Source organism: Ursidibacter maritimus (genome assembly GCF_009761395.1).
Taxonomy (GTDB): domain Bacteria; phylum Pseudomonadota; class Gammaproteobacteria; order Enterobacterales; family Pasteurellaceae; genus Ursidibacter; species Ursidibacter maritimus.
In genome coordinates this window covers 378,959-390,961 of record NZ_LEKN01000001.1, presented here as the reverse complement: position 1 = coordinate 390,961, position 12,003 = coordinate 378,959, and the positions used below count along the sequence as shown (strand labels likewise).

The 12,003-nt window shown below is 38.4% G+C and carries 12 protein-coding genes and 4 tRNA genes; 7 read left to right on the top strand and 9 right to left on the bottom strand.

Annotated features, from left to right (window positions below; all coding sequences use genetic code 11):
• Positions 1-131: 131 nt before the first annotated feature.
• The 4 genes from A1D26_RS01945 to A1D26_RS01930 form a co-directional block, all read right to left on the bottom strand.
• Positions 132-207 (bottom strand) — tRNA-Thr (locus A1D26_RS01945).
• Between the two features lie 3 nt (positions 208-210).
• Positions 211-285, bottom strand: a tRNA-Gly gene (locus A1D26_RS01940).
• 40 nt (positions 286-325) lie between these two features.
• Positions 326-410 (bottom strand) — tRNA-Tyr (locus A1D26_RS01935).
• 35 nt (positions 411-445) lie between these two features.
• A tRNA-Thr gene (locus A1D26_RS01930) sits at positions 446-521 on the bottom strand.
• Positions 522-755: 234 nt separating this feature from the next.
• On the opposite strand from A1D26_RS01930, the gene coaA reads away from it, so the two are divergent.
• Together coaA and A1D26_RS01920 are read left to right on the top strand one after the other, a co-directional pair.
• Positions 756-1,706, top strand: a complete 951-nt coding sequence (gene coaA, locus A1D26_RS01925; RefSeq protein ID WP_157402415.1) for a type I pantothenate kinase — start codon at positions 756-758, stop codon at positions 1,704-1,706.
• Positions 1,707-2,417, top strand: a complete 711-nt coding sequence (locus tag A1D26_RS01920; protein ID WP_157402414.1) for a tRNA1(Val) (adenine(37)-N6)-methyltransferase — start codon at positions 1,707-1,709, stop codon at positions 2,415-2,417. It begins immediately after the preceding gene.
• A gap of 149 nt (positions 2,418-2,566) precedes the next feature.
• On the opposite strand, the gene ilvC is transcribed toward A1D26_RS01920, so the two are convergent.
• Positions 2,567-4,048 carry a ketol-acid reductoisomerase gene (ilvC, locus tag A1D26_RS01915; RefSeq protein WP_157402413.1) on the bottom strand — a complete coding sequence of 494 codons (1,482 nt, stop codon included), beginning with the start codon at positions 4,046-4,048 and terminating at the stop codon, positions 2,567-2,569.
• A gap of 214 nt (positions 4,049-4,262) precedes the next feature.
• Between ilvC and ppa the strand changes: the two genes are divergently transcribed.
• The 5 genes from ppa (at position 4,263) to qseC (ending at position 8,249) form a co-directional block, all read left to right on the top strand.
• On the top strand, positions 4,263-4,790 hold the full coding sequence (ppa, locus tag A1D26_RS01910) for an inorganic diphosphatase (RefSeq protein ID WP_157395349.1): 528 nt from the start codon (positions 4,263-4,265) through the stop codon (positions 4,788-4,790).
• Between the two features lie 67 nt (positions 4,791-4,857).
• Positions 4,858-5,622, top strand: a complete 765-nt coding sequence (locus tag A1D26_RS01905) for a M48 family metallopeptidase (protein ID WP_157402412.1) — start codon at positions 4,858-4,860, stop codon at positions 5,620-5,622.
• Between the two features lie 158 nt (positions 5,623-5,780).
• Positions 5,781-6,149 (top strand): YgiW/YdeI family stress tolerance OB fold protein, encoded by a 369-nt coding sequence (locus A1D26_RS01900; protein WP_157402411.1) that lies wholly within the window; start codon positions 5,781-5,783, stop codon positions 6,147-6,149.
• Between the two features lie 77 nt (positions 6,150-6,226).
• A complete protein-coding gene (locus tag A1D26_RS01895; RefSeq protein WP_157402410.1) occupies positions 6,227-6,898 on the top strand; it encodes a response regulator in 672 nt (223 codons plus the stop codon).
• The gene (qseC, locus tag A1D26_RS01890) at positions 6,885-8,249 is read left to right on the top strand and encodes a quorum sensing histidine kinase QseC (protein WP_157402436.1); all 1,365 of its coding nucleotides are present in this window, start codon (positions 6,885-6,887) and stop codon (positions 8,247-8,249) included. Before A1D26_RS01895 ends, qseC begins: the two co-directional genes overlap by 14 nt.
• Before the next feature lie 318 nt (positions 8,250-8,567).
• On the opposite strand, the gene A1D26_RS01885 is transcribed toward qseC, so the two are convergent.
• From A1D26_RS01885 to A1D26_RS01870, 4 genes are all read right to left on the bottom strand, one after another.
• A complete protein-coding gene (locus A1D26_RS01885; RefSeq protein WP_157402409.1) occupies positions 8,568-8,759 on the bottom strand; it encodes an anti-sigma factor family protein in 192 nt (63 codons plus the stop codon).
• Positions 8,759-9,343 carry a sigma-70 family RNA polymerase sigma factor gene (locus A1D26_RS01880; protein WP_157402408.1) on the bottom strand — a complete coding sequence of 195 codons (585 nt, stop codon included), beginning with the start codon at positions 9,341-9,343 and terminating at the stop codon, positions 8,759-8,761. The genes A1D26_RS01885 and A1D26_RS01880 overlap by 1 nt, the downstream gene beginning before the upstream one ends.
• A 165-nt stretch (positions 9,344-9,508) precedes the next feature.
• The gene (gene accA / locus A1D26_RS01875) at positions 9,509-10,462 is read right to left on the bottom strand and encodes an acetyl-CoA carboxylase carboxyl transferase subunit alpha (RefSeq protein ID WP_157402407.1); all 954 of its coding nucleotides are present in this window, start codon (positions 10,460-10,462) and stop codon (positions 9,509-9,511) included.
• A 123-nt stretch (positions 10,463-10,585) separates the two neighbouring features.
• Positions 10,586-11,992: a multicopper oxidase domain-containing protein gene (locus A1D26_RS01870; protein ID WP_198303032.1), complete on the bottom strand. Its 1,407-nt coding sequence runs from the start codon at positions 11,990-11,992 to the stop codon at positions 10,586-10,588.
• Positions 11,993-12,003: the final 11 nt, after the last annotated feature.

Sequence of the window (12,003 nt, the reverse complement as noted above, 5' to 3'; positions counted from 1 at the left end):
CAAATTTTTCTTTAGACATTTTTAAAAGTCCCTCTAAACAAACACGGTTACGATGGTACGTTACCACATTAACCTAATGTAGAAAATAATACTATTTGTTACTAAGGAAAAGAGGAAGATAGAAGACTTAGTGGTGCTGATAGGCGGATTTGAACCGCCGACCTCACCCTTACCAAGGGTGCGCTCTACCAACTGAGCTATATCAGCGTTTGGAGCGGGCAGCGGGAATCGAACCCGCATCATTAGCTTGGAAGGCTAAGGTAATAGCCATTATACGATGCCCGCTGTTCTAAATTCGTCTGTCCCATAGGATTCAATTAAGAGATGGTGGAGGGAGAAGGATTCGAACCTTCGAAGGCTGAGCCAACAGATTTACAGTCTGCCCCCTTTGGCCGCTCGGGAATCCCTCCACATTAATTGAATACTTGTTTCGATAAGCGTTAAATGGTGCCGACTACCGGAATCGAACTGGTGACCTACTGATTACAAGTCAGTTGCTCTACCTACTGAGCTAAGTCGGCGTTGCGTTTCGTAAGCAAGTGGTGCGCATTATAGGGATTTAGAAAAAGCTTGCAAGTCTTTTTTTTGAAAAAATATTAAAAAAGCAGTCTTTCGATTGTTAAATATGCAAAGTGATGATTTTTTAAATATTTTTTACCTTTTTATTGCTGCAATTCCCCAAATAATGTTATTTATACTGTATATTTCTACCCATAAAAGCTAGGATAACTCATCATATTTAAGAGATTTTGGCAATGAACTTGCAAAAAAACAAAAAAATCACACCGTTCCTAACGTTTGAACGCAATCAATGGGCAGAATTACGTAAATCCGTTCCTCTAAAGCTAACTGAACAAGATCTCAAGCCACTTCTTGGTTTTAATGAAGATTTATCACTAGATGAAGTCAGTACCATCTATCTTCCTTTGGCTCGCTTGATTAACTACTACATTGATGAAAATCTTAAACGCCAACAGGTATTACATAAATTCCTTGATGTTGCATCACCCAAAGTTCCCTACATTATTAGTATTGCGGGAAGTGTATCTGTTGGCAAAAGCACCTCTGCTCGTATTTTACAAGCACTACTCTCGAACTGGCCTGAAGAGCGAAAAGTCTCCCTTATTACCACAGATGGCTTTCTTTATCCTCTTGCAACCTTAGAAGAAAAAAGCTTGCTCAAACGCAAAGGCTTTCCAGAATCTTACGATATTCAGTCACTTATTCGTTTTGTTTCGGATATTAAATCGGGTAAAAGACAGGTTAAAGCTCCGATTTATTCGCATCTTACCTATGACATTATTCCCGATCAATTTAATGAAGTGGATCAACCAGATATTCTTATTTTAGAAGGGCTTAATGTACTACAAACAGGAATGAACTACCCAGCTAGCCCACACAATGTGTTTGTTTCAGATTTTGTAGATTTTTCAATTTATGTAGATGCCGATGAAGATCTACTCAAAAAGTGGTATATCAACCGTTTCTTGAAATTCCGCCGTAGTGCATTTTCCGATCCTAACTCTTATTTCCACCATTTCTCGCAATTATCGGAACAAGAGGCAATTTCTACCGCATCAACAATTTGGGATGAAATAAACGGGCTAAACTTACGTCAAAATATTCTACCAAGCCGAGAAAGAGCTAACTTAATTTTGGTAAAAGGCGATGATCACGCTATTCAAACAGTGAAGCTAAGAAAATAAATGGCAAAATCGACAGGTTTCCAATTTAAACAATTTTTCATTGCACACGACAAATGTGCGATGAAAGTTAATACAGACAGCATTATTCTTGGCTCCATCGTCAATACCTCGCAATGTAAACAGATCCTTGATCTAGGAACAGGTTCAGGATTACTTGCAATAATGTTGGCACAACGTACCGCTTACGATTGCCAAATTACCGCCGTAGAATTAGAGCAAAACGCGTTTATACAAGCCACAGAGAATATTCACCATAGTCCTTGGTCAGAGAAAATTACACCAATACAAGCGGATGTTTTACAATTAACATTAACAGATAAATTTGACTTGATTGTGTCTAATCCCCCTTATTTTGAACATAGTCTTGCTACCAGAAGTAGCGAACGAGATCTGGCTAGAACTACTCCCCAAAGCCATTTAATTTGGTTAGCACAAGCGAAAAAATGGCTAAAAGAAACTGGCCATATTGCATTTATTCTCCCTACAGAAACAAGTGAAAAGTTAATTCAGCAAGCTAAACACCAAAATTTACACTGTGTTGAGAAGTGGAATATCATCACGAAAGAAGGGAAAAAACCGAAAAGAAGCATTACGATTTTTTCTCAGCAAATGACTACGTATATTGAACAAGAATTGATTATTTATCAATCTAACAACGAATATACCCAAAGATTCAAAGAACTGACAAAAGACTTTTATTTGAATGGGTGAATTCAAATAACTGTGGGAAGGCTATACCTTCCCACAATGCTTACCAACTATAGCGATAAACCGCTTGCACTTTATAAGGCTGATCTAAGCGCTTTATAAAGTAAAAAGCCTACCACTTTTTGTAGCAGGATTTATATTATATTCTAAAATTAACCTTGTGAAGAAATACGTTTCATATCTGTCATATAACCACGTAACTCTTGACCAATTAACTCAACTGGGTGGTTGCGGATTGCATCATTAATATCACGCAAATATACATTGTCGATTTCAACTGTTGGTGTTGGTTCGCCTAAATCGCCTTTTTGTAACGTCGGGATTAATTTCTCTGCAAGAATTGGGGTTGCAACGTGTGAGAATAAGTAGTTACCGTATTCTGCTGTGTCTGAAATTACCACGTTCATTTCGTATAAACGTTTACGAGCGATAGTATTCGCAATTAACGGTAATTCGTGTAATGACTCATAGTAAGCAGATTCTTCATAGATACCGCTTGCAACCATTGCATCAAATGCCATTTCAACACCCGCTTTAACCATTGCAACCATTACTACGCCGTTATCGAAGTATTCTTGTTCAGAAATTTTGATACCATCTGCTTTTGGTGAATTTTCAAAGGCTGTTTTACCTGTTTCTTCACGCCATTTTAATAAGTTAGCATCACCATTAGCCCAGTCTGCCATCATTGTTGATGAGAATTCACCGCTGATGATGTCATCCATATGTTTTAGGTATAGGAAGTTAAGTTGTTCTTTAATTTCTTCCGCTAATTCAAATGCACGAATTTTCGCAGAGTTAGATAAACGATCCATCATTAACGTGATACCACCTTGTTTTAAGGCTTCAGTGATGGTTTCCCAACCGTATTGGATCAATTTACCTGCATATGCTGGATCTTTACCGTCCGCGACTAATTTGTCATAACATACGATAGAACCTGCTTGTAGCATACCGCAAAGAATAGTTTGTTCGCCCATTAAGTCAGATTTAACTTCAGCAACAAATGAAGATTCTAACACGCCTGCACGATCACCACCTGTTGCTGATGCCCACGCTTTTGCAATAGCTAAACCTTCGCCTTTCGGGTCATTTTCAGGGTGAACCGCAATAAGAGTCGGCACACCGAAACCACGTTTATATTCTTCACGCACTTCTGTACCCGGGCATTTTGGTGCTGTCATTACAACAGTGATGTCTTTACGAATTTGTTCACCTTCTTCAACAATGTTGAAACCGTGTGAATAACCGAATGCTGCACCTTGTTTCATTAAAGGCATTACATCTGCAACCACTTTAGAATGCTGTTTGTCTGGTGTTAAGTTAATCACTAAATCTGCAGTTGGGATTAACTCTTGGTATGTGCCAACTTTAAAACCATTTTCAGATGCACGAGTAAATGATGCACGTTTTTCTGCAATCGCTTCTGCACGCAATGCGTAAGCAATATCTAAACCAGAATCACGCATATTTAAACCTTGGTTTAAACCTTGTGCACCGCAACCTACGATAACGATTTTCTTGCCTTTTAAAAAGTTACAACCGTCAGCAAACTCGCTACGATCCATAAAACGACAGCGACCTAATTGGTCTAATTGTTGGCGTAAGTTTAATGTGTTGAAATAGTTAGCCATTTTTTTGTTCCTTCTGAATAAATAGGGATAATTAAACGTTATGAAGTATAACTTAAACTTATAATTGCCAAAAGTGATATTATTAGGATTTATAATTGCATATTTTGCAAGTTACAAATTTTTGAGAGAAAAGCACCGTTTGCTTTTCGTCTAGGAAATGTTCGGCTATAATTACGGAGTTTTTCACTCCACAATTTTATAGAAGGAAACCAAAATGGGCTTAGAAAACGTACCTGCTGGTAAAGAGTTACCAGATGATATTTATGTAGTAATTGAAATTCCAGCAAACTCAGATCCAATCAAATATGAAGTGGATAAAGAAAGCGGTGCTTTATTTGTGGATCGCTTTATGGCAACAGCGATGTTCTATCCTGCAAACTATGGTTATGTAAATCACACTCTTTCTTCAGATGGTGACCCAGTAGATGTTTTAGTTCCAACACCATATCCATTACAACCAGGTTCTGTAATTCGTTGCCGTCCAGTTGGCGTATTAAAAATGACTGACGAAGCAGGTGGTGATGCAAAAGTAGTTGCGGTTCCACACACTAAGTTAAGTAAAGAATATGACCACATCAAAGATGTAGGTGATTTACCAGCATTGTTAAAAGCACAAATCCAACACTTCTTTGAAAGCTATAAAGCATTAGAAGCAGGTAAATGGGTTAAAGTAGAAGGTTGGGAAGGCGTTGAAGCTGCTCGCCAAGAAATTTTAGAATCTTTCGAACGTGCGAAAAAATAATTTTAAATATTTATAAATTAAATGCCAAAGCTAATCCCTTTGGCATTTTTTAGATCAGGATGCAAATATGAAATCACTCAAAAAATTCGGTTTAGCTATTATGCTTGCAACAGGTTTAGTTGCTTGTACCACAACCCAAGATATTAACCAAGAAGCCGCATTAAGCTACCGACAAGTACAACAAGAAGCAAAATCAAAAGGTGTACTTGATACTACCTCTGCAACATCTAAACGTATTCACGCTGTATTTAATAAAATGCGACCGTACGCAGAAAAAGAAAATAAAACAGGTGTTCCATTTAATTGGGAAATCAGTGTAGTACGCTCTGATGAACTCAATGCGTGGGCTATGCCAGGCGGCAAAATGATGTTCTATACTGGACTCGTTGAAAAGTTAAAACTTACCGATGATGAAATTGCAACAGTAATGGGGCACGAAATGGCTCACGCACTAGAAGAACACGGTAAATCAGATCGTACCGTAAGTACGATTACAGGTATTATCGGGGCTGTTGCCGATGTAGCAGTTACTGCAAGCACAGGCGTAAATACCGAAGGCTTACTGAGTACTGGCGTTGATTTAATTGCCAACAAACCTTTCTCTCGTAGTCAAGAAACAGAGGCTGATGAAATTGGCTTATTTTTAATGGCAAAATCTGGTTACAACCCTAAAGCCGCACCAAACGTATGGGTAAAAATGAGCCAAGCAACGGGCGGTTCAGGTGGCTTACTCGAAAGTTTAATTTCTACTCACCCCGTCAATGCTGATCGCCAAGAAAATTTACAGCGTTTAATGCCAAAAGCAATGGAATACTACAACGCAAGAAAATAAGCGGTAGGATAAATCTCATTTTTTACAAAAGTCTTTGAAAATACCAAAGGCTTTTTTTGTTTCTTAATAATTTTTTAAGATTTGTTTGGTTTAATACGCTCAACAAAGCAAGAGAGCCTTGTTTTTACATTTAAACACTTTAACTAAGGAAATTAACGATGAAAAAATTATCTCTAATTACTGCATTAGCATTATCAACTATCAGCGTATCAGCATTGGCTTCAGGCTTTCAAGGTACAGCAAATGGTGGTTTTACTAATAATGCTCAAACAGTTAGCCGAGTGACTGATATTAAAGATCTGCGTGATGATCAATATATCGTTTTACAAGGTAAAATTGTAAAACAGCTTACCAAAGATGACTTCTTATTCCGTGATGCAAGCGGTGAGATTGTTGTGGAAATTGACAAAGACGATTGGGGTGGTACACAAGTTGGTCCAAATGATGAAATCCGTATTTTTGGAGAAGTAGATAAATCGTGGAATAAAACAGAAGTTGATGTTCACCGTGTAGAAAAAGTACAATAAATAACCCTAAAGGAAAAAGTGGCGAGAGTGCCACTTTTTCTGTTTATATCAGTGTAGATAAGTATAAGAGAATAACAATGCGAATTTTATTGATTGAAGACGATAACTTAATTGGTGAAGGGTTAAAAATTGGGCTAACAAAATCAGGCTTTAGCGTAGATTGGTTTAGGGATGGAAAAACAGGGCTAAACGCCTTGGAGGCTGCCCCTTATGATGCCGTTGTATTAGATCTTACCTTACCTAAAATGGACGGTTTGGAGGTATTACAACAGTGGCGAAAAGCTAACCAAGATATCCCCGTACTTATTCTTACCGCTCGAGATACACTAGACGAACGCATTACAGGATTACAACGTGGTGCCGATGACTATTTATGCAAGCCATTCGCACTAGCTGAAGTTGTTGCTCGACTACAAGCCTTAATTCGCCGCCGCTACGGGCAAACTAACCCGATTATTGAACATAGCTTAGTCAAGTTTGACCCTAACCAACATAAAGTTTTCTTACGCGACCAAGAAATCTCACTGACAACTCGAGAATATAATTTACTGGCACTTTTTATGCACAATAAAGAGCGTGTATTAACCCGTTCTGCTATTGAAGAAAAACTCTATACTTGGGACGATGAAGTGAATAGTAATGCTCTTGAAGTTCATATTTATAATTTGCGTCAGAAATTAGGTAAACAGTTTATCCGCACCGTCCACGGTGTTGGCTATACCTTAGGAAAAAATGATGAAGCTGATTAAAAATGCTAGTTTACGCTTACGTTTAATCATTGTAATTTCCTTAACTGCATCATTTATTTGGCTTATTTCTACCGTTGTTGCGTGGCTACAAGTGCGTAAAGAAGTTAATCAAGTTTTTGATGCACAACAGATTTTATTTGCACAACGATTAGCCAGTTCAGACTTGCGAGCAATGCTTATTGAGCGTCCGCACCCGAAGGAAAAATACCACAAAAAAGGCGGATTTCGAGCAGATTTTGATGATGATGCTTTAGCATTTGCTGTCTTTACTTCACAGGGAGATATGCTACTCAGTGACGGAAGAAACGGTGATAACTTTCTTTACAGTCGAGAGCAGGGGTTTACTCGTTCACATTTAAGCAGCGATGATGACGAATGGCGTATTTTTTGGCTACCGATTGGTGACGGAAAATTAGTCATTGCTGTGGGGCAAGAGCTTGATTACCGAGAAGACCTTATTTTAAAAATGGTTTTCGGGCAAATGTGGATTTGGTTTGCTAGCCTACCATTATTGATTGCTCTCGTGATTTGGTTAATTAGTCGTGAACTGAGAACCCTAAAACAAGTGAGTGAACAGGTTCGTCAGCGTACTCCTGAAGATCAAGCGGTCATTTCCACTGAAAATTTACCAAAAGAGATTTTGCCACTGGTCAATAACTTAAATCACTTTTTTAGCAAAACATCAACAATGCTTTTGCGTGAACGGCGTTTTACTTCTGATGCCGCCCACGAATTGCGTAGCCCGTTAGCAGCGTTAAAAATCCAAACAGAAATCGCTCAACTTGCAGGAGATGATAGTGAATTACGCGAGAAAGCATTAGATAACCTAACAAAAGGGATCAATCGTGCTACACAGCTGATTGAGCAACTACTCACGCTATCTCGTTTGGATAATTTGCAGGCATTAGAAGGTGTGGAAGATATACATTGGGAGAAACTCCTTCCATCGCTAATCGGCGAATTGTATTTTCACGCAGAAAAACGCCAAATGGAATTACAGTTTGAGCAGCTTGCAACGCCAATGCTCAAACAAGGACAGCCACTTTTACTGTCGCTAATGGTTAGAAATCTCATTGATAATGCTATCAAATATTGCCCTGAAAGCACAATTATTCGAGTGACACTCGCCAAACATAAACTGATTATTGCAGATAACGGAGGTGGCGTTGATAGTACAGATTTAGCAAAGTTAGGGCAACGTTTCTACCGCCCTGCAGGTCAAAATGAAAAAGGTAGCGGTTTAGGCTTATCTATCGTTCACCGTATTGCGGAGTTACATCAATACCAAGTGAATTTAGAAAATAGCGTATTAGAGAAAAAACAGGGATTAAAAGTCACGATAAGTTGGTAAAACATTTGGGGATATATTAGATTAATATTGGTTTAAAGCTCTTAATTCTATAAGTCTTTAAGTGCAGAAGATCAAACTTAATCTGATAGTCCCCCTTCAGGTTTTCTACATATGGGTAAATGTTCGTCAACTGTTACTACCATTGTTGTAATTAATAAAATTAGATATACGCTGTAACAATATTGATGAGTGTGGCCTGCTATATAGTCAATTAACATTAAAATAAAACACCAATTCCTATTCAATGCTTTCAAGCTTAGATAAATACCTTCTAAGCCATCTCTTAATAGTTTCTCTGTGTTTTATAATAATTGGACACTATTTATGGTCATCATCCTTCCAGACCTTAAACTGTTGCATTAGCTGTCTCATTTGTTGGGTATTTTTCTTGAATGCTCGGCAATAAGGACAAAATAGTAGGTGAATATTTACTGCGCAACGTTGATTAAATGCAAGTTGTTGTTCATTACCTAAAGAAACTAGCTCTGTAATTTGTTTACATTTTTTCATTATTTTTTCTCCCCAAACCAATTTTTTGATAAACATGCTTGCAGTTGTAATCTAGCCCGAAACAGAATAACGTGTAAATTAGACGTGGAAACTTCACATTCCTGACAAATTTCATCAGTGTTCATTTCCAAATATTCTCTCATCATAAAAATTCTTGCTTGTTGGGCAGGTAGTTGTGTGAGACAGGTTTCAAAAATTACCCAAAACTCTTTTTTATAGGTACTACTCTGTACGCTTTGCCATTCACTTGGCTCAAAATAAGTTACATCCCAGTGATCTCGTTCAGTAAAGAAGGCATTCGGAGTGTCTTCTTCATAAATTTCAGATACGGTGACTGTGCGTTTACGATAGTGAATTAAATCAATAATTTTATTTTTTAAAATAGCGAAAACCCAAGTTTTTAAGGCAGATTTACCTTTAAAAGAATGTGCATTTTTATAAGCACTTGTGAGAGCTTCTTGCACTACATCTTCGGCAAGATCGGGATCTTTTAGTTGCAGAGTTGCGAATTTCACCATTTGCTGACGAATTTCTTCTATTTGCTGTGGTGGAATTTGAGTAAGCTTTTGTTGCTCTCTTTCCATTATGAATTCTCCTTTTATAATATTTATACTATTTCAGATTACTAGCAAACGTTAATTTAGCAACCATTTTTTCCACTAGCTCTTTATAGACTAGAAAAATAAATAGCGTTAAAACTTTTGTGGTTTTAACGCTATTTTATCTTTAGATTAATGAGACTGCATCAACTACACATATCCATAATTCATTAAGCGTTGATAGCGGCGATCAAGCAATGCTTCTTGATCTAAAGGTGAAAGATCAGCCAAATCATCGAGTAAACGTTGTTTTAAGTTAGCTGCCATTTCATCTACATTACGGTGCGCTCCGCCGAGTGGCTCTGGCACGATGTTGTCGATAAGTTCTAACTCTTTTAAACGTGGTGCGGTTAAGCCCATTACTTCGGCTGCTGTAGAAGCTTTATCAGCGCTTTTCCATAAAATAGAGGCACAGCCTTCAGGTGAAATAACGGAATAAGTACTATACTGTAACATATTTACTTTATCGCCCACACCGATGGCTAATGCACCGCCAGAACCGCCTTCACCGATAACCGTACAAATTACTGGTACTTTTAAGGTTGCCATTTCACGTAAGTTACGAGCAATCGCTTCAGATTGTCCACGCTCTTCCGCTCCAATCCCTGGATATGCTCCCGGAGTATCAATGAATGTAATAATTGGTAGATTAAAGCGTTCTGCCATTTGCATTAAACGTAACGCCTTACGGTAGCCTTCAGGGGCTGGCATTCCGAAATTACGTTTTACTTTTTCTTTAACATTACGCCCTTTTTGATGGCCTATAACCATTACAGGACGACCTTCTAAACGAGCAATACCGCCTACAATTGCTTTATCATCTGCAAAAGCACGATCACCTGCCAGTTCATCAAACTCTGTGAAGATTTTTTCAATATAATCTAAAGTATAAGGACGACTAGGGTGACGAGCCATTCGGGAAACTTGCCAAGCATCAAGATCAGCAAACGTTTTTTTAGTTAATTCTTCGCTTTTCTTTTGTAAGCGTGCGATTTCATCATCTAAATTGATTTTATCATCATTGCCAACCGCAGAACGTAGCGCATCAATTTTTGCTTCTAATTCGGCAATCGGTAACTCAAAATCTAAATATTCTTGGTTCATAATTTTTCCTATCTGTTTTCGCAGAAATAAAACTGCCGTATTCTATCAGTGATTTTCATCTCAAGCGGTTTATTTTTACGATTTTTTGCAAAAAATCTGACTGATCAGACCGCTTATTCAAAGCTAACTCACGCTAAACTGCCCCATACAACCTTTATCTTTAAGCATTAAATCGGTTACGCCGAAGGTAAAAGGCAACGCATCAGTGGCAGAATGTTCAAAGCGGACAAGCAAGGTAAGTTCTTGATCTTTTTCCAACCAAACGGTATCTCTCCACGCCAACTGTTGAATTGGGCGTTTTTGGCGGTTTTCCGTTTCGATGATAAATTTTGCTCCTTGTAAACTAAAACCGATAGATTCATTAGTGGTTAAGTACCAACGCTCTACACTGCCTTTTTGAGCGGTAAAATCAATTCGCTTAGGATCAAAACGCTGTTGGTTAATTAAGCGGTCAAAAGGACGCAAGGTAAATTTACGCTCTTTGCTAATTTTTAGATTAAAATCATCTTTATTAAATGGTGGCAAAGTTACATTTGAATGTAGTGCTGAAGGTAAACCTTGTGGACGAAATTCCACGATTACGTTATCAATCAACTCATCATTATTTTCAAAAAATTGCTCGATTTTGTCAAAAAATCCACGTTTCTGACCGCTTATGAGTGAAATTGTGTCGCCTTCGTTGAGATCTATCAGCAGTTCTACACGTTCTGATGGAGCAAGAGAAACTGACTGGCTTTCAATGGGTTCGGCAAAATAGCCTATACCTGTTGCGATTACATAAAGTGGCTTGTCATTGTCCAAGCGTAAATCATAACGACGTGATAGGGAGGCATTTACAATACGTAATCTCACCCAGCCACGTGGCACTTCGAAATAGGGAGATTCTTGTCCATTCACAAATAGTCGTTTACCGAGAAATTGTGGGGCTTGGTTATCCAACACTTGCACGCCAGAACTGTTTGTTAGTTGGTCTTGGATTATCAACGGGATATCGTTTACGCCATATTTATTTGGAAGTTGAGCTTTACGACTTTCACTATCTTCTATGAGCCACAATCCTGCAATGCCACGATAAACTTGATAGGCTGAATTAAGCATTGTATCTGCACAATACCACGCAGTACAGGCGGGTTGATTAACGGATAATATCGGCGACCAACTACTGTTAGGGTCAAATTGACGATGAATAGAGCCGATCATTTCCGTAGGTGCCAATAAACCTTGAATATTCACCGACATTTTTTGTGGAAGGCTGTTTGTGTAGGTTAGTTTCACAAAATCGCCCGACTTCACTCGAACGGTAGGAGCAAGATAGTGACCATTTACTCCCCACACATCAGCTAATTTTCCTTGATCAAATTGAGTTTGTGCAGCACGAAAATCTAAACGTACAGGTCGCCCACGACCAACATCAATGAGGGGTGGAATCGTCAATGGTTTACGCGTTTTTGCCAAAAGCGTATTAGGTGCAAGGGAAATACCACTAGCAAGTGCTGCACGAGAAAGGAATTGTCGGCGAGAAAGTTTCATCGTGATTACCG

Bases quoted from the DNA above. Each gene is read 5' to 3' on its own strand.
- coaA (WP_157402415.1), top strand. From the start codon at position 756: ATGAACTTGCAAAAAAACAAAAAAATCACACCGTTCCTAACGTTTGAA.
- A1D26_RS01920 (WP_157402414.1), top strand. From the start codon at position 1,707: ATGGCAAAATCGACAGGTTTCCAATTTAAACAATTTTTCATTGCACAC.
- ilvC (WP_157402413.1), bottom strand. From the start codon at position 4,048: ATGGCTAACTATTTCAACACATTAAACTTACGCCAACAATTAGACCAA.
- ppa (WP_157395349.1), top strand. From the start codon at position 4,263: ATGGGCTTAGAAAACGTACCTGCTGGTAAAGAGTTACCAGATGATATT.
- A1D26_RS01905 (WP_157402412.1), top strand. From the start codon at position 4,858: ATGAAATCACTCAAAAAATTCGGTTTAGCTATTATGCTTGCAACAGGT.
- A1D26_RS01900 (WP_157402411.1), top strand. From the start codon at position 5,781: ATGAAAAAATTATCTCTAATTACTGCATTAGCATTATCAACTATCAGC.
- A1D26_RS01895 (WP_157402410.1), top strand. From the start codon at position 6,227: ATGCGAATTTTATTGATTGAAGACGATAACTTAATTGGTGAAGGGTTA.
- qseC (WP_157402436.1), top strand. From the start codon at position 6,885: ATGAAGCTGATTAAAAATGCTAGTTTACGCTTACGTTTAATCATTGTA.
- A1D26_RS01885 (WP_157402409.1), bottom strand. From the start codon at position 8,759: ATGAAAAAATGTAAACAAATTACAGAGCTAGTTTCTTTAGGTAATGAA.
- A1D26_RS01880 (WP_157402408.1), bottom strand. From the start codon at position 9,343: ATGGAAAGAGAGCAACAAAAGCTTACTCAAATTCCACCACAGCAAATA.
- accA (WP_157402407.1), bottom strand. From the start codon at position 10,462: ATGAACCAAGAATATTTAGATTTTGAGTTACCGATTGCCGAATTAGAA.
- A1D26_RS01870 (WP_198303032.1), bottom strand. From the start codon at position 11,992: ATGAAACTTTCTCGCCGACAATTCCTTTCTCGTGCAGCACTTGCTAGT.